Raw genomic sequence first — 16,403 nt, 5'->3', positions numbered from 1 at the left:
ACGCTGTCTGATCCGCGTTTAGGCGGTCATGTTCCATAGCACGATCTCGTGACGCATCTGCGCACTGTCTGGGTTGATTGCGGCCATCAGTGCGGGCGCGAAATCCTGCTGCATGAAGGCAGCGGCGGCTTCTTTGGCGGATTTCATATCGGTCCAGACGACATAATCTGTCCAGCGGCCATCCGCGCCCTGGCTCAGTTGACGATGGGCAAAGCCGGTCGCGGAGCGGACGAAGGCTTCGGTCTTTTGACTAAGCGTCACGAATTCTTCGGGCTGCACGTCATTTGCAAGGGTGAAGGTGACGATTTCTGCGACATGGGTCATGTGGGTCTCCGTTGACCTGGGTTTCGATATCGTCCTTCTAGGCTCTTCCAACTGACATAAACCTGTCAGTTGGAAAACGCCAGCCCGCAAAAACTGCGCGATCTGTTCAATTTCGCGCGCGGATTTGATCTGTTTCACTTTTGCTGGCGGCGATCCGGGCGTAGACACTGGGCCAGATCATATTCCCGGCGTGCGCGCCGACGTAGTAAGGAGACAAGACATGCTCAACAATATCGGCCTTCCCGGCCTGCTGCTGATCGCCGTTGTGGTGCTGGTGCTGTTTGGCCGCGGCAAGATCAGTTCGCTGATGGGCGAAGTGGGCAAGGGCATCACTGCGTTCAAGAAAGGCGTCAAGGATGGCTCGGAAGAGATCGAGCAGGACGCGTCCGAGCTGGCCAAAGACGTCACGCCTGAGACCGACAAAGACAAGGTCTGAGCCTAGATGTTTGATCTGGGCTGGACCGAGCTTCTGGTCATCGGCATCGTCGCGCTGATTGTGGTGGGGCCGAAGGACCTGCCTGTGCTGTTCCGCAATGTCGGGCGGTTTGTCGGCAAGGCGCGCGGCATGGCGCGCGAGTTCAGCACCGCGATGAACGAGGCAGCGGATGAGGCCGGCGTCAACGAGATCAAGAAGGGTCTGAATGCGGCGACCAACCCGGTAAGTACCGCGATGGACGGGATCAACGAGGCTGCGCGCGACGTCGCCAAATCCATTGATCCGACCAAGTTCGATCCTGACAGCGAGACCGGCAAGCTGGCCGCCGAGCGGGCCGAGCAGGCGAAGAAGATTCAGGCCACCACTGCGCGCGCCGCGGCTGAACGCAAGGCGAAAGAGGCTGCCGATGCGCTCGCCAAGGCGGAAGAGGCCGAAGCGGCACTGAAGACTGAAAGCAAGACATGACCAAGACCGACGAGATCGAGGACAGCTCGGCCCCGCTGATCGAGCATCTGGCCGAGTTGCGCACGCGGCTGATCCACTGTGTTGTGGCGTTTCTGATCGGGATGATCATCTGCTTCACGGTGGCGACGCCGCTGTTCAACTTCCTGACCCAACCGCTGTGCGAGGTTCTGACCGAGCGGGGGCAGGATTGCGGGCTGATCTTCATTTCGCCGCAGGAAGGGTTCTTTGTGGCCATCAAGGTCTCGCTGTTAGGGGGCTTTATCCTGGCCTTTCCTTATATCGGGATGCAGATGTGGCGGTTCGTGGCGCCGGGCTTGTACAAGTCCGAGAAGAACGCGTTTCTGCCATTCATGTTGGCATCGCCCTTCATGTTCCTCCTGGGCGCGAGCTTTGCGTTCTACGTTGTCACACCGCTGGCTTACGACTTCTTCCTTGGATTTCAGCAGTTTGGTGCTGAAGGAGAAGCTGTGGCCGAAGGCACGACCGCTCCGCTGAGCGTGGTGTTCCAGGGCTCGGCGCAGGAATATCTGAACCTGACCATCAAGTTCATTGTCGCCTTTGGTCTGTGTTTTCAGTTGCCGGTTCTGCTGACCCTGATGGGCAAGGCGGGTCTGGTCAGCGCCGAAGGTCTGGGCGCGGTGCGCAAATATGCGGTGGTTGGCATTCTGGTGCTGGCCGCGATCGTGACCCCGCCGGATGTGATCACCCAGATCATCCTTTTCGTGGTGGTTTACGGACTCTATGAGATATCGATCTTCCTCGTTGCCCGCGTCGAGAAGAAGCGCGAAGAACAACTGCGCGCCGATGGCTACTATGATGACGAAGAAGCCGAGGCTGACGCGGACATGATGCAGGATTACGAAGAGACCAAGTAATCCGCAGCAAGCTTTGACAAGGCGCGCCCCCCATCGGCGCGCCTTTTTCATGCGCCGCCCTTGTTGTACCTGTCGGAACATGGTTGAACGCCGCCAGACCACCCCGGAGAGCCCCATGGACGATCAAGCCCTGAACCGTATCGCCGACGCGTTAGAGCGTATGGCCCCCGCGCCGCTGGCTGCCCCCGATTTCAACGCAGCCCCGGCCTTCGTCTGGCATGTGGAACCCGATAGGCTGGAACCGGTGACGCAGGTCAATCGCGTCGATCTGGACCTGCTCGTCGGTATCAACCGCTCGCGCGATACGTTGCTGGACAACACGCGCCGTTTCGCTGCCGGATACAAGGCCAACAACGCGCTGCTGTGGGGCGCGCGGGGGATGGGGAAATCCAGCCTCGTCAAAGCGGTGCATGGCACGCTGCAGACCGACCACCCGGACCTGAAACTAGTCGAGCTTCAGCGTGAGGATATGGGTTCGGTCGCGCGCCTGCTGAACCACCTGCGCGCCGCGCCGCACCGGTTCATCCTGTTCTGCGATGACCTGTCGTTCAGCCACGATGACCAACACTACAAATCGCTCAAGGCGGTGCTGGATGGCGGCATCGAAGGCCGCCCTGAAAACGTGGTGTTCTATGCCACCTCGAACCGCCGCCATCTGATGCCGCGAGACATGATCGAAAACGAACGCTCCAGCGCCATCAACCCGTCCGAGGCGGTCGAGGAGAAAGTCTCGCTCTCAGACCGGTTCGGCCTGTGGCTGGGCTTCCACCCCTGCGATCAGGACGAATACCTCGCCATGATCGACCGCTACTGCACCGCCCACGGTGTGAAAGTCGACGCAGAAACCCTGCGCGCCGAGGCCATCGAATGGCAGGCCACCCGTGGCGCCCGCTCGGGCCGCGTCGCATGGCAATTCTTCGTCGACCTCGCCGGACGCAACGGCGTCCATATCGCATAGTCCGCCCGCTTCATCTGGCCAATAATATCCCCGCCGGAGGCATGGCCCGGACGGGCCATTCCCTAAAGCTGGGCCAGCAACCGCGCTGCCTCATCGGCAGTGCGCGTCAACGCTTCCCGATCCTCACCCGGATGGAAACGCGCGCGTACGGCTGTCGGCATCGGTGCAGGCTCAACAATCGATACGCGCGGACCCGTGCGTGCGGTCTCGGCAGCCCAGCTGCGCGCCAGTGCCATCTGCGCTGCTTTGGTTGCACCATAGATGCCATAGAACTTCTCACCCGCTTTGGGGTCATCAAAGAAGACGGCGTGGCCAGCCTCGCCCAGCAGTGGGGTGACATATGGGATCAGAACGGATGTGGCCGTGGCATTGATGTTGACCGCCTTGGCCCATTCCTTCGGATCAACAAAATGCGCAGGCGTCAGGGCCGAGGTGTGGATCGCAGTGTGAAGCCACAGATCAACCTTGCCCCAGCGGTCATGAATCCCACGGCACAGCGTCGCCATCGCGTTTGGGTCGCTGATATCCATCGGTGCCAAAGTGGCCGAGCCGCCCTTGGCCTGAATGCGGTCGTCCAGTTCCTCCAGTCCGCCCTGGGTGCGGGCAACGGCGACAATATGATATTCTGGCGACAGAGCTTCGGCCAATGCCGCGCCCAACCCGCGTGAGGCCCCGGTAACAAGGGCGATTTTGGTCTGATCGGTCATGGGTGGGGTTTGAACCCGCGCGCGCAGGGCGTCAAGTCAGGATCAGCTACCCGGAATGTCGATCCTGCGGTTCTGGCCGCTTTGTCGCAGCACGACACCCTCTTCGTCGATTGCGATGATCTTACCCGACCCCAAGCGGCTGCCGGGTTTCACCTTTTTCACCCGCCCGGACGACAGGCGGACCAAAGCCTCCAGCTCGGCTTTGGGTCCAAAAATACCCAGAACCGACACCGAATTTTTCCTGAGAGCGTCCGCTTGGGTAGCGGCGCTTTTGACTGTTGAATTTGGCATGATCTGTGGCCAGGCTGCTCACCCGGGCCCCGTTTTATGAGTGGTTTCGGGCGACCGGCTACCATATGCCCAACCGGACCTGAAGCGGTCCGAGGGGCAAAGCGATGGGTGCCAGATCACCTCGTGCAAACCTCTGTCCGACCAAAGAAAAAGGTCGGCGGATTTTTACCGATCCCACGACCTGTGCGCTGGTGTTGCAGAGGCGGCTGACGCTGCGATTCGCCCCGGGGCCGGACGTCAGCCCGAGGCCAGCTTCGCCGCGTTCCATGAACTGCCGACGACCTGCATATCCTCGCGCTTTTTGCTCACCCGGCTGCTGCTTTCAAGGCTGGCCAGATAGTCCTCATCCACGCCAGTGACGTAGTTGCCGTCAAAGCAGGAACAGTCAAAGGATTTGATGTCAGGATTACCTTCTTTCGCGGCCCAGATCAGATCATCGAGGTTCTGGTAGAACAGTGCATCCGCGCCCAATTCCTGACGGATGTCCTCGATCTCTTTGCCATTGGCGATCAATTCATGCCGTGTGGGCATGTCGATGCCATAGACATTCGGATACTTCACCGGCGGTGAGGCGCTGGCGATATAGACCTTCTTTGCGCCAGCCTCGCGGCACATCTGAACGATCTTCTTGATGGTGTTGCCGCGCACGATGGAATCGTCGATCAGCAGCACGTTATGCCCATCGAATTCCAGCGGTACGGCGTTCAGTTTGCGGCGCACCGATTTCTGGCGCTCGGCCTGACCGGGCATGATGAAGGTGCGCCCGACATAGCGGTTTTTCACCAGACCTTCGCGATAGGGGATGCCGGTGATCTTGGCAGCTTCAAGCGCGACGGGGCGGGCGCTGTCGGGGACGGGGATGATGCGGTCAATCTCAAGCCCTGAGTCCTGGATCTGTTTCGCCAGCGTCTGCCCCATACGCATCTGGGTCTTGTAGACCGAGACCCCATCCAGCAGGGAATCCGGGCGGGCCAGATAAACATACTCGAAAATGCAGGGCGTCAGTTGGCCCTCGACGGCCTGAAACTCGTGCATATTGCCATCAAGATCGATCAGGATCGCCTCACCCGGGTTCAGGTCACGCAGCTTGTCGAACCCATTGATGCCAAAGGCCACATCCTCGGACGCAAAGGCATAATCATCACCGTGACCCGATGCTTCGCGCTTGGCGACGGACAGCGGACGAATGCCGTATGGGTCGCGGAAGGCCAGCATTCCGACACCCGCGACCAGACAGATCACGGAATAGGCACCCTGAACCCGCTCCATCGTCATTTTGACACCGGCAAACAGGTTGCGGATCGGGTCGGCATTGCCGTTCACCTTGATCGCATCAGCCACTTTGTCGGCCAGCACGTTCAGCAGAACCTCGGAATCCGAGGTGGTGCGCAGGTGCCGGCTGTATTTCGCAGTGACCTTTTCGCGCTGTTCTTCGGTGTTGGTGATGTTGCCGTTGTGAACCAGATAGATGCCATAGGGCGCGTTGACGAAGAAAGGCTGCGCCTCGGTCGCGCTGAGCGAGCCTGCGGTGGGATAGCGCACATGGCCCATGCCGACTTTGCCCAACAGGGTCTCGGCATCGCTGGCGTTGAACACGTCTTTGACGAGGCCGTTGGCCTTTTTCTCGCGAAAGAACTCGCCGTTATATGTCACAATGCCCGAGGCATCCTGACCCCGGTGCTGCAGCATCAGCAAGCCGTCATAGATTTCCGCAAAGACATCATGTGTCCGGCTTGCGATCCCCAAAATCCCACACATACACGGGCTCCGTTTTCTATGACTTGGTCTGGCTGGTGATTTGACCGGATGCTCTGCGGCGGGGTATCTGAACGGGCAGTCGCGCACCGCGCTGGCGGCAGGCAGGCACAAGCGCGATTGCAGCAAGCGCAAGAGAAAACAGATACAGCAAGCTTGGCAGCTCCGATTCCATGTCGGTACGGCCCCGACATACTGCCTAAAGATGCGCGTGTCATCAAAGGATCACATTTGCGAATTGCCGCAGGCGAGATTTGTGCATTCCATGAGTTTAAGATGACAAATGGACAGACCTATGCTGTCATGCCTGCAAACGTCATGCGGACCTATCGGGTGGGACAATCGCCATGTGGCAACACAAGCAAAACGCACCGAAGGAAAAACCGCTCAAGCGGCGATGCCATCGATGCCGCGGGGCAGGGCGCGCGCCTTGCGAGATTTGCAAGGGCAGCGGTGAAGTCATCAAAAGCCGCGATCAGTTTGGCAAGCCGATCTCAAGCCGTTGCGATGGCTGTGTCGGGCTGAAAACAATCCGCTGCAATATTTGTGGCGGTGAAGGATTTGTTTGATCCGACGTGAAAAAGCCCGGACAAAGCCGGGCTTGGATCTGCATATCTGATCGGGCTTAGCCTTCCTGAGTGCTGTCTGCCGTGCAGCTTGCAACCAGCTGTTCGTATTGGGCGGTAACCCAGCCCAGCGCGGCCTCGGGGTTTTGTTCTTCAATCTTGCCGCTGAACTGTTCGAACACCTTGGCCGAGCGGCTTTCGTCCACCATTGTATAAGACTGGCCGGTCATCACGGTGTCGTAGACAAAGAACGCGATCGCAACCAGCAGGATGCCGCGCGCGATGCCAAAGAAGAACCCCAGCGCCTGATCCAGTCCGCCAATAGCCGAGCGTTGGACCAGCGAGGAGAACAGCGGCGTGAAGATGCTGACCACGATCAGCGCGATGGCAAACACCGCAGCAAACCCGGTGATGACCGAAAGCTCGCAACTGTCGCGCAGGAACTCTCCGACGACCGGCACCTCTTTGACCAGAGGCACCGCTTGGGGTGCGAAGATGAATGCCAGAACGGCGGCGGCGACCCAGCCTGCGATGGCCAGAACCTCGCGCATGAAGCCGCGCGAATAGGCCAGAAGGCCTGACAGCACGATGATCAGGGCCACAACCCCGTCAATAATTGTAAAACCTTCCATGGCCCTCGCCTGTTCTTTTTACTGCCCCTCGGGGCGCGACCTTAACCTGCTCCGAAGGTTTCGCCAACAAACCCAACCAAATCAGAGGGTCGGGTGAGTGTCAGACCTGCCACAGTGCCGGTTTTGCCACCCGCCGGAGCAATCGCCGCCGTGAAACCAAGTTTTTGCGCTTCTTTCAACCTGTTTTCGGTCTGCGGGGCTGGCCTAAGCGCCCCGGAAAGCGAGATTTCTCCGAAAACCACGGTATCCGCAGGTAGGGCCGTGTCCTCACGGGCGCTTAATAAAGCGGCAGCAACGGCAAGGTCAGCGGCGGGTTCGGTCACTTTCAGGCCACCGGCCACGTTCAGATAGACGTCAAGGCCCGCGAAAGGGATGCCGCAGCGGGCCTCAAGTACCGCGAGGATCATCGCGAGGCGTCCGCTGTCCCAGCCGACGACCGTGCGGCGTGGCTGAGAATGGGGTGAGGGGGCGACGAGGGCCTGCAATTCGACCAATACCGGGCGGGTGCCTTCGATACCTGCAAACACGGCTGAGCCGGGGCTGGGCGTGCCGCGCTCGGACAGGAACAGGGCCGATGGGTTGGTGACCTGCGCCAGTCCCTTGCCGGTCATTTCGAACACGCCGATCTCGTCAGCGGGACCAAAGCGGTTCTTGACGGCCCGCAGGATGCGGAACTGGTGGCCGCGCTCGCCTTCGAAATACAGCACCGTGTCGACCATGTGTTCCACGACGCGCGGGCCTGCGATCTGGCCTTCCTTGGTGACGTGACCCACCATGATGATCGAGACCCCATGTCGTTTCGCAAATGTGGTCAATTCATGCGCTGCGGCCCGGACTTGTGACACCGAACCCGGCGCGCTGTCCACGTTGTCGGCCCACATGGTCTGGATCGAGTCGATGATGGCAAGGCCGGGCTTTTCGGCCTCAAGCGTCGTCAGGATGTCGCGCAGGTTGGTTTCAGCGGCGAGTTGGACCGGAGAGTTCTCGAGGCCCAAACGACGCGCACGCATCCGAACCTGTGCGCTGGCTTCTTCGCCCGAGACATAGATGGTCTTGATCCCATTACGGGCAAAGCGGGCAGCGGCCTGTAGCAGAAGGGTGGATTTGCCGATGCCGGGGTCTCCGCCGACCAGCAGAGCCGAGGCGGGGACGAGGCCGCCGCCGAGGACGCGGTCGAGTTCTTCGACACCGCAGAGCGTGCGAGGTGGGGGCGTTTCCTCGGTCGAGAGATCGGTGAGGGCGATGGACTGCCCGCGTTTTCCGCCGAGGGATTTTTTCGCAGGGCCGGCTGAGAGGGGCGTTTCCTGAACGATGGTGTTCCATTCACCGCAGCCATCACAGCGGCCGGACCATCTGGTGTGTGAGGCACCGCAGGCGGAGCAGGAGAAAGTTTGTGTCTTTGCCATGGCGCCCTTGGTGCCCGAGGCGGGGCGGTTCTTCAAGCCCTTGCGGGCTTTCCTCACCGCCGGGGGCGGGCCGCGTCGTCAGGCCCTGCGGGCCATCCTCCGCGGCGGGCGCTTTCAGCGCCTATTCGGCGGCCCGAGGCGGGGTCATGGCGACCACGCTGGCGGGCGTTTTGTCATCGGTCGAGGATTGCAGTTGCGCCGAGAGTTCGGGCAGCAGATCGAACAGTTCATCCCGCAGACGGGCGAGTTGCGATTTGGCAATGGATTCCTCGATCTCGATGTCGCGGGTCCATTGGCGCAGTTCGTGCTGGATGATCTGGGCCTCTTCGATGCGCTGCTGGAACTGCTCGACCTCTTGCTGGCGTTGCTGCAGGAAGGTGCGGGCGCGGTCCACTTTGGCGTCGCCATAGGTATCGGCCAGTTCCTGACTGATCTGGCTCATCTGCGCGGCTAGTTCCAGCACCTGAGGTTCCAGCCCCTGCAGATCGGGGTGGTCGCGCAGAAAAGCCATGCGTTCCTTGACCGCGTCGAATTCGGAGGACAGCGCGAAGGCCCCGCTGCGGTCGGCGGCATGGGCCAACTGATAGGCCCCGGCCACGTCCTGCATGTTCAACGAGAAGTTCCGGTGCGTCCGCTCCAGCGCCATCATGCGGGCGCTGGAGGGCAGATAGAAGGCCAGCATCAGGATCAGTGCGGTCAGGCCGATCTGGATATAGATACCCGCATCGATCACGCCCGTTTCGCCAAACCCGGCCTGCATGGAAAGCCAGGGAATGGTGCCAGACGCGGATAAAGCGGTGGCTGTGACCGCGCCAAGGGCGGCGGCGCAGATCAGGAAAAAGGTGAATTTCAGGAATGCATTCTGGAATTGCAATGTCGCTGCGTGGAGGGCGGCCATGGTCGTCGAACTCCTTCTTCTACCGATATGAAACCGGGCCGAAGCGGAGGAATATCAAACACGATCTGGCCCGCTGCGGACCGGTGAACTACAAACACGTTGCTGCTCGAAATATCTAAATGATACTTGGAAATGCGTTTTCAATCAATTAGCTCTGAGGTTTTCGTGAACCGAATGTCATCTCTGTAATATGACCCAGGGTCAATGAGGCAAGGATGCAGCCGGTGAAAAGATAGAGGCCCCAGGCGGTTTCGATGGTGGCGTAAGAGATGCCTTTGGCCAGCGTGATGTAGAGCGCGATGAGGAAGATATCGGCCATCGCAAGCTTGCCGAGGATGTTGAGCGCGGGCTGCACGCGCGGGTCCAGCAGGTTCCATTGGATCAGCGCGGTGCCGATGGTTTTGATGTAAGGCGCGAACAGGGCGAAGACGGTGACGACCAGTGCGAGGAAGATGTCGGATTTCCACAAGGATTGGAGCCCGGTGATGACGCTGATTTCGCTGAGGCCGAAGATTGGGAGGAGGCCTGCACGCATCAGCGGGGCGAACCACGCGATCGGGTAGAGGATCAGGAGGGAGAGGGTGGCGAGGCGGAGGGTCATGGATAAATTGGGGCGAAACTTCGGAATTCCAAGCAATTGTTCTGAGCTGATATTGTCCTTAACACGATATAATTGGGAGTGACCCCAATCATCCAAAAATCCTTGATGACCACGAAAATAATAACCAAATCACTGAAATACACATGATAATTGAGGCAAATGCGTGAGCTGTGTAGAGCCGTTTGTAGATTAAGAACGCTGCGGCGCCAATCGCTGTAATCGTACTTACAAAAATCGGGGTAACTACTATCGCTTCCAACAATTTTCCAATGAGATTCGACTTCATTAGTCTGTCTGGAACGTATGATAAGTTCAAGAGAACGATGATTGAAAGCACTATCCATGCGCAGCAAAAGCACTGTGACCATGTTAGTATAAGACCAGCTTTCAGGTGCGTAGTGTTTTTATTGATTTGTCTTCCAAGTGTAACCGCGACCAATGCGGCTGTAGTTGGCAATATTAAAAGTAAGCTAAGTAAGACAACCATCGTCAATATTCAGTACTTGGTGGGAGCGCTGCTGCTTCGATTTGGGTTCACCGCACCGCCTCAATCGGCCCTTCAGCGCTCCCACTGATAAACTGCTCCACATAAGGATCCCCCGAGGCGTCCATCTGCCCGACCGGGCCGGTCCATTGGATCACGCCTCCGTGCAGCATGGCGACGTTGTCGGCAATCGCGCGGACCGAGCTCATGTCGTGGGTGATGGTCATCGCGGTGGCGCCCATCTCGGTCACGATCTCGCGGATCAGGTCGTTGATGACGCCGGACATGATCGGGTCCAACCCTGTGGTGGGCTCGTCGAAAAAGATGATCTCGGGCTCGGCGGCAATGGCACGGGCGAGGCCCACGCGTTTTTGCATGCCGCCCGACAGCTCGGCCGGGAAGCGGTCGGCGACGTTGGATTTCAGGCCCACACGGCGCAGTTTCTCTATGGCGATTTCGCGGGCTTCTTCGGTGGGGCGTTTCAATGAGCCGCGCAGCAGGCGGAAGGCGACGTTTTGCCAGACGGGCAGCGAGTCAAACAAGGCCGCGCCCTGAAACAGCATCCCGAAGCGCGCCAGAAACGCATCTCGGTCACCTTTCTGGGCGTCCTTGCCGTCTACATAGATCATGCCGCTGTCGGGCTTGATCAGGCCGAGGATACATTTCAGCGCCACGGATTTGCCGGTGCCGGAGCCACCGATGATGACCATCGAGGTGCCCTTGGGGATCTCAAGGTTCATGCCTTGCAGGACGTGGTTGTCGTCAAAGGCTTTATGTACGTTCTCCATCCGGATCATAGCGAGAAGAACACCCCTGTGAGTACGAAGTTGGCGGCGAGGATCAACACGGCAGCGGCCTCAACCGAGCCTTTGGTGGCGCGACCGACGCCCTGCGCGCCGCGGCCCGAGGACATGCCGTAGTAGCAGCCCATGATGGCGGCGATGACGCCGAAGGCGGCGCCTTTGACCAGTGACGAGACGATGTCGCGCGCCTCAAGGAAATCGACGGTGTTTTTCAGATAGGCGGCTGGGTTGAAGCCCAAATTTTGCGTGGCGACGGTATAGCCGCCTGCGATGCCGATGATATCTCCGATTGCGACCAAGGCCGGAACCGTGATCAGCGCCGCCAGAACGCGCGGGGCGGTGAGGTATTTCATCGGGTGCGTGGACAGGGTGACCAGGGCGTCAATCTGCTCGGTCACTTTCATGGTCGCAATCTCGGCGGCGATCGAGGAGGTCACGCGGGCGGCGATCATCAGGCCGACCAGCACCGGGCCAAGCTCTCGCACCATGCCGATGGCGACGATTTGGGGCACGACGGCCTCGGCGTTGAAACGCGCGCCGCCTGCGTAGATCTGCAGCGCCAGCGCGCCGCCGGTGAAGATGGCGGTCAGGCCGACCACGGGCAGGGACAGCCAGCCAATATTCAGCAGGGCGATGCCGAATTCACGCGGATAAAACGGGGGGCGGAAGATGTGCGAAACCGCGTCCAGCGCGAACAGCGCGACGCGGCCAAACGCGGCCAGCATGGTCAGGATGGCGCGTCCCAGTTCCCCCAGCAATGAGAGGGGGTTCATTCCACGTAGCCTCGGGAATAGCGGCTGCCGAGCGAGGTCAGAATCTCATAGCCGATGGTGCCGGCAGCTTCGGCCAGATCATCGACGGTTTGGTGCCCGTTCAGGATACGCAGGCGGTCAGGTTTGTACGGCAAGTCGGTAACATCCACGGTGATCAGGTCCATCGAGATACGTCCTACCACCGGGCAGGGCTGATCACCAGCGAATGTGTCGATGCCGCCGCCAATGGCACGATGCAGCCCATCGGCATAGCCTGCGGCTACCGTCGCGATCTTGGACGGGCGGCGCGCGGTCCAGCTGTTGCCATAGCCCACGGTTTCGCCGACCGCGACATCGCGCACCTGAATCACCGGCAGATCGACCGTGACCACGGGCTTGGCCCCGGCGAATGGCATCCCGCCATAGAGACCGATGCCCGGGCGGCAGAAATCGAAATGGAATTCCGGCCCCAGCAGGGTGCCTCCGGTCGCGGCGAGTGAACGCGGCACCTCGACCCCGTCGGTCATCTGCTTGAAGGTCTCAAGCTGTTGGCGGTTCATCGGGTGTTCGGGCTCGTCGGAGCAGGCCAGATGAGACATCACGACCAACGGATCACGCTCCAGCGCTTTGTGCTTCAGTTCTGCCCAGTCCGCGGGCTCCAGCCCAAGGCGGTTCATGCCGCTGTCCAGCTGGATGCCGAAGGGATGGTTGGGCAGCGCCTCAAGATGGCGCTTGAACTGTTCGGGCGAGTTGATCAGCGGCGTCAGGTTGTGATCGCGCAGCAGGTCGCTGTCGCCCTCCATATGGCCCGAGAACACGGCAACCAGCGCCTCGGGTCCCACCGCCTCGCGCACGATGGCGCCTTCTTCGGCGGCGGCGACGAAGAATTTGCGCACGCCTTCTTCGGCCAACGCCCAGGCAACCGGCTCGGCACCCAAACCGTAGGCGTCAGCTTTGACAACTGCGCCGGTTTCGACATTCGTCTTTGCATCCAGTGCGCGCCAGTTATGGGCAAGCGCGTGAAGATTGATCGTTAAACGTGCGGTACTCATGATCCCGTTCAAGACATTGCCCGATCCGAGGTCAAGAGGGAATGCGGATTTCCATCACGGTTTAATGTCTCGAACTGAGAGCGCGATGCCGCAGGGCCAATAAATCCAAGGATTTGGCTGACTTGGGGTGCGTTCTGGCCCGATTCGCAATTGTATTCACATCAGTGTCAAATAGACGCTGCAGCGCGCTATCGTTCATGTTCCGCGTGCAGGCTACGGGCGTTGATTTGGTGGTTGCGTTTCGGCTTGGGCCGGGGGCACTCTGCCACTGCAACGGCAAAGGGTTTCAAAGATGGCGATCCGGTTCATATCAGGTCACGACGGGCGCGAGGCCGAGATCGAGGCGCTTTTTATCGACGTCTTCACCGCCTCGGAAGGGGCGGACGAGGGCAGACTGATCGGCTCATTGGTGCGCGGGCTGATGGAAACCACGCCGGACGAGGATTTGTTTGTGTTCTCCGCCGTGGAAGATGGCGCGTTGCTGGGGTGCATCTTCCTGTCGCGCCTGCGGTTTGATCAGGATGAGCGGCAGGTGTTCGTCCTGTCGCCGGTCGCTGTTAGCACTGGCCGTCAGAGAAGCGGCGTCGGGCAGGCGCTGATCCATCATGGTCTGGATCAACTGCGTGCGGCGGGCGTTGATTTTGTCGTCACTTATGGCGACCCGGCCTATTACGGTAAGACCGGGTTCCAGCCGATCACCGAGGCGTTTGCGCGGGCTCCGCTTAAGCTGAGCCATCCGCATGGCTGGATCGGGCAGCCTTTGTCGGCCCGGGGTGACGCGCCGTTGCAAGGCGCGTCGAGCTGTGTCGACGCGTTGAACCAGCCTGCGCTATGGTAGCGGTCAGTAGCCTTCGATCTGGCCGTCCTGCTGCCACGGCTTGACGAGGTTGCCAAAGCGGGTGAACTGCGCCTCGAACGAAAGCTCGACCGTGCCGATGGGGCCGTGGCGCTGCTTGCCGACGATAACCTCGGCCTTGCCATGCAGGCGTTCCATGGCCTGCTTCCACTCTTCCATCTTTTCCAGCTCGTGATCGCCGGGCTTTTCGCGCTCTTTGTAGTATTCCTCGCGGAACACGAACATAACCACGTCGGCATCCTGTTCGATCGAGCCCGATTCCCGCAGGTCAGACAGTTGTGGGCGCTTGTCGTCGCGGTTTTCCACCTGACGCGACAGCTGGGACAGCGCGATGACCGGGATGTTCAATTCCTTGGCGATGGCCTTCATGCCCATCGAAATCTCGGCGATTTCATTGACGCGGTTTTCGGCCATACCGCGGCAGAGCTGCAGATAGTCGATCACCAGCAGGTCCAGCCCATGGGTCCGCTTGAGCCGCCGCGCACGGGCGGCAAGCTGTGAGATCGGCAGGGCTGGCGTGTCGTCAATGAAAAGCGGGCAGGCCTCCAGCTCTTTCGCGGCATCCACGAAGCGGCGGAACTCAGCCTCAGTCATGTCGCCTTGGCGGATTTTATGCGACGAAATCTCGGAGGCTTCGGCCAGAACCCGGCCGGCCAACTGCTCGGCGCTCATTTCCAGCGAGAAGAAGCCGACCACGCCGCCGTCGATCGCACCCTCCGAGCCATCGGGCTTGGTGCCGCGTTTGTAGGCTTTGGCGACGTTGAAGGCCACGTTGGTCGCAAGCGAGGTTTTCCCCATCGAGGGGCGACCGGCCAGAATGATCAGGTCAGACGGGTGCAGGCCCCCAAGTTGTTTGTCCAGGTCGGCCAGACCGGTGGAAATCCCCGCCATGCCGCCACCGCGCTGGTAGGCCTCGTTGGTGACGTTGACGGCTTCTGTGACCGCCTTCAGGAAGGATTGGAAACCCTGTTCGGTCTGGCCCTGCTCGGAAAGCTGATAGAGCTGTTGCTCGGCCTCGACGATTTGTTCTTTTGGTTCGCTGGACACATCAACCCGCGCGGCCTTGTCCGAGATGTCGCGACCCAGCCGGATCAGCTCGCGCCGGATGGCGAGGTCATAGATCATCTGGGCGTAGTCATGCACCGCGAAGGCACTGATCGAAGCGCCAGCGAGTTTGACAAGATAGGCGGGTCCGCCCAACTCCTTCAGGCCCTCGTCATCTGCCATGAAGGATTTCAGCGTCACGGGCGAGGCCAGCGCATTCTTCGCGATGCGCGTGGCCGCGACCTCGTAGATACGCGAGTGAACCGGGTCGTAAAAATGTTCGGCCCCGATAATTGAAGCTACCCGGTCGTAGAGGTCGTTATTCGTAAGGATCGCGCCCAGAAGCTGCTGCTCGGCCTCGATAGAGTGCGGCATGGTTTCCGGATTCTGAATCTGTGCCGCTGCCTGCTCGATACTGCTGATCTCGTTCATTGTGTCCCCGCTGCCCGTTCCGAGGTTCTACACGCGAATTGTCCCGGCAAGCTATCTGGAAATACCTGTGGCTAACTCATGGTAAAGCCTTGGGATAACTTTCCTGACAGTTTGGATACCTGCGTATGCTCAGCTTATTATGTATGAACTGAGGGAAAAGTCACCAGATATCGTAGGCAGAACGCCGATTCTTCTGGTGTTATCCCCAATCTGTCCACAAGAGTTTTATGTGGTTTTATGTGCGTCCTGCCAACCGCGCGGGTCGTTCAAGAACAGCTCCACCGCCTCAAGTGTCTCTTGATCAAAGGCTTTCTGAGCCTTGGCCTCCGCCAGAACATCCCACCACGTGCAGAGCGAATGAAGCCTTACACCGTGATCTCCGAGCGTCTTCTCAGTCTCGGGGAAAATGCCATAGTAGAAGATCACCGCCGTATGACCGCAGGTCGCACCCGTTTCGCGGATCGCATCCACAAACGACAGTTTCGAGCCGCCATCGGTGGTCAGATCCTCGACCAGTAGCACCCGTTCGCCTTCGCTCATCGCGCCTTCAATGCGGGCGTTGCGGCCGTAGCCTTTGGGTTTCTTGCGCACATAGGTCATGGGCAGGGCCATGCGTTCGGCGACCATGGCGGCGAAGGGGATGCCAGCCGTCTCGCCGCCTGCGATGTTGTCGAACGCCTCGAACCCGGCATCGCGCATCACGGTGACGGTCAGAAAGTCCATCAGGGTCGAGCGAATGCGCGGGTATGAGATCAGCTTGCGGCAGTCGATATAGGTCGGGCTGGGCAGGCCTGAGGCCAGCGTGAACGGTTCGCGCGCGTTGAAGTGCACGGCTTTGATCTCCAGCAGCATGCGCGCGGTCAGGCGGGCGATTTCGGTGCTGTCAGGGAAGGAACTGGGGATCATGGCGCAAACCTCTGGGCTGAAGGGACGTTGCGGGCTGATAGCCCGACCCTTGGGCCAGAGTCGAGGGGCCAAACGAGAAAAGCAGCTTCGTAACCAGTGCGTTTGCGCCCGAGCGCAAAGCGGGATGCAGTAGAAGGCGATGATGCGGTTCTAGGTGTGC

18 protein-coding genes are annotated in these 16,403 nt (G+C 60.0%); 5 read left to right on the top strand and 13 right to left on the bottom strand.

Annotated features, from left to right (window positions below):
- Window positions 1-18 precede the first annotated feature (18 nt).
- Window positions 19-324 carry a hypothetical protein gene (locus ACR3EN_RS15890; RefSeq protein WP_480819821.1) on the bottom strand — a complete coding sequence of 102 codons (306 nt, stop codon included), beginning with the start codon at window positions 322-324 and terminating at the stop codon, window positions 19-21.
- 220 nt (window positions 325-544) lie between these two features.
- On the opposite strand from ACR3EN_RS15890, the gene ACR3EN_RS15885 reads away from it, so the two are divergent.
- The 4 genes from ACR3EN_RS15885 to ACR3EN_RS15870 all read left to right on the top strand — a co-directional run bounded on the left by ACR3EN_RS15885 (window position 545) and on the right by ACR3EN_RS15870 (window position 3,058).
- The gene (locus ACR3EN_RS15885) at window positions 545-760 is read left to right on the top strand and encodes a twin-arginine translocase TatA/TatE family subunit (protein ID WP_170672333.1); all 216 of its coding nucleotides are present in this window, start codon (window positions 545-547) and stop codon (window positions 758-760) included.
- A 6-nt stretch (window positions 761-766) separates the two neighbouring features.
- Window positions 767-1,225 (top strand): Sec-independent protein translocase protein TatB, encoded by a 459-nt coding sequence (gene tatB / locus ACR3EN_RS15880; RefSeq protein WP_480585217.1) that lies wholly within the window; start codon window positions 767-769, stop codon window positions 1,223-1,225.
- On the top strand, window positions 1,222-2,100 hold the full coding sequence (gene tatC / locus ACR3EN_RS15875) for a twin-arginine translocase subunit TatC (protein WP_480469622.1): 879 nt from the start codon (window positions 1,222-1,224) through the stop codon (window positions 2,098-2,100). Before tatB ends, tatC begins: the two co-directional genes overlap by 4 nt.
- 115 nt (window positions 2,101-2,215) lie before the next feature.
- Window positions 2,216-3,058: an ATP-binding protein gene (locus ACR3EN_RS15870; RefSeq protein ID WP_480819824.1), complete on the top strand. Its 843-nt coding sequence runs from the start codon at window positions 2,216-2,218 to the stop codon at window positions 3,056-3,058.
- A 62-nt stretch (window positions 3,059-3,120) separates the two neighbouring features.
- On the opposite strand, the gene ACR3EN_RS15865 is transcribed toward ACR3EN_RS15870, so the two are convergent.
- From ACR3EN_RS15865 to alr, 10 genes are all read right to left on the bottom strand, one after another.
- A complete protein-coding gene (locus ACR3EN_RS15865; RefSeq protein ID WP_480819826.1) occupies window positions 3,121-3,765 on the bottom strand; it encodes an SDR family NAD(P)-dependent oxidoreductase in 645 nt (214 codons plus the stop codon).
- A 42-nt stretch (window positions 3,766-3,807) separates the two neighbouring features.
- A complete protein-coding gene (locus tag ACR3EN_RS15860; protein WP_480819828.1) occupies window positions 3,808-3,996 on the bottom strand; it encodes a hypothetical protein in 189 nt (62 codons plus the stop codon).
- A 297-nt stretch (window positions 3,997-4,293) separates the two neighbouring features.
- Entirely contained in the window at window positions 4,294-5,814 is a 1,521-nt protein-coding gene (gene purF / locus ACR3EN_RS15855; protein WP_480819830.1) for an amidophosphoribosyltransferase, read from the bottom strand.
- A 622-nt stretch (window positions 5,815-6,436) separates the two neighbouring features.
- Window positions 6,437-7,009: a CvpA family protein gene (locus ACR3EN_RS15850; RefSeq protein WP_480819832.1), complete on the bottom strand. Its 573-nt coding sequence runs from the start codon at window positions 7,007-7,009 to the stop codon at window positions 6,437-6,439.
- Between the two features lie 41 nt (window positions 7,010-7,050).
- Window positions 7,051-8,415: a DNA repair protein RadA gene (gene radA / locus ACR3EN_RS15845; RefSeq protein WP_480819834.1), complete on the bottom strand. Its 1,365-nt coding sequence runs from the start codon at window positions 8,413-8,415 to the stop codon at window positions 7,051-7,053.
- A gap of 121 nt (window positions 8,416-8,536) precedes the next feature.
- A complete protein-coding gene (locus tag ACR3EN_RS15840; RefSeq protein ID WP_480819836.1) occupies window positions 8,537-9,313 on the bottom strand; it encodes a DNA repair protein in 777 nt (258 codons plus the stop codon).
- Between the two features lie 148 nt (window positions 9,314-9,461).
- Window positions 9,462-9,914 carry a paraquat-inducible protein A gene (locus ACR3EN_RS15835; RefSeq protein WP_480819838.1) on the bottom strand — a complete coding sequence of 151 codons (453 nt, stop codon included), beginning with the start codon at window positions 9,912-9,914 and terminating at the stop codon, window positions 9,462-9,464.
- Between the two features lie 534 nt (window positions 9,915-10,448).
- Window positions 10,449-11,195 (bottom strand): ABC transporter ATP-binding protein, encoded by a 747-nt coding sequence (locus ACR3EN_RS15830; RefSeq protein WP_480819840.1) that lies wholly within the window; start codon window positions 11,193-11,195, stop codon window positions 10,449-10,451.
- The gene (locus ACR3EN_RS15825; protein ID WP_480819842.1) at window positions 11,192-11,974 is read right to left on the bottom strand and encodes an MlaE family ABC transporter permease; all 783 of its coding nucleotides are present in this window, start codon (window positions 11,972-11,974) and stop codon (window positions 11,192-11,194) included. The genes ACR3EN_RS15830 and ACR3EN_RS15825 overlap by 4 nt, the downstream gene beginning before the upstream one ends.
- Window positions 11,971-13,005 (bottom strand): alanine racemase, encoded by a 1,035-nt coding sequence (gene alr, locus ACR3EN_RS15820; protein WP_480819844.1) that lies wholly within the window; start codon window positions 13,003-13,005, stop codon window positions 11,971-11,973. The genes ACR3EN_RS15825 and alr overlap by 4 nt, the downstream gene beginning before the upstream one ends.
- Before the next feature lie 292 nt (window positions 13,006-13,297).
- Between alr and ACR3EN_RS15815 the strand changes: the two genes are divergently transcribed.
- A complete protein-coding gene (locus ACR3EN_RS15815; protein ID WP_480819846.1) occupies window positions 13,298-13,843 on the top strand; it encodes a GNAT family N-acetyltransferase in 546 nt (181 codons plus the stop codon).
- Between the two features lie 3 nt (window positions 13,844-13,846).
- On the opposite strand, the gene ACR3EN_RS15810 is transcribed toward ACR3EN_RS15815, so the two are convergent.
- Both ACR3EN_RS15810 and ACR3EN_RS15805 read right to left on the bottom strand, forming a co-directional pair.
- Window positions 13,847-15,337 (bottom strand): replicative DNA helicase, encoded by a 1,491-nt coding sequence (locus ACR3EN_RS15810; RefSeq protein WP_480819848.1) that lies wholly within the window; start codon window positions 15,335-15,337, stop codon window positions 13,847-13,849.
- Window positions 15,338-15,562: 225 nt separating this feature from the next.
- Window positions 15,563-16,243: an orotate phosphoribosyltransferase gene (locus ACR3EN_RS15805; RefSeq protein WP_480819850.1), complete on the bottom strand. Its 681-nt coding sequence runs from the start codon at window positions 16,241-16,243 to the stop codon at window positions 15,563-15,565.
- Between the last annotated feature and the right edge of the window lie 160 nt (window positions 16,244-16,403).

The organism is Ruegeria sp. G7, assembly GCF_056535465.1.
The sequence above is the reverse complement of the archived record's forward strand: the minus strand, read 5'-3'. Positions and strand labels throughout refer to the sequence as shown.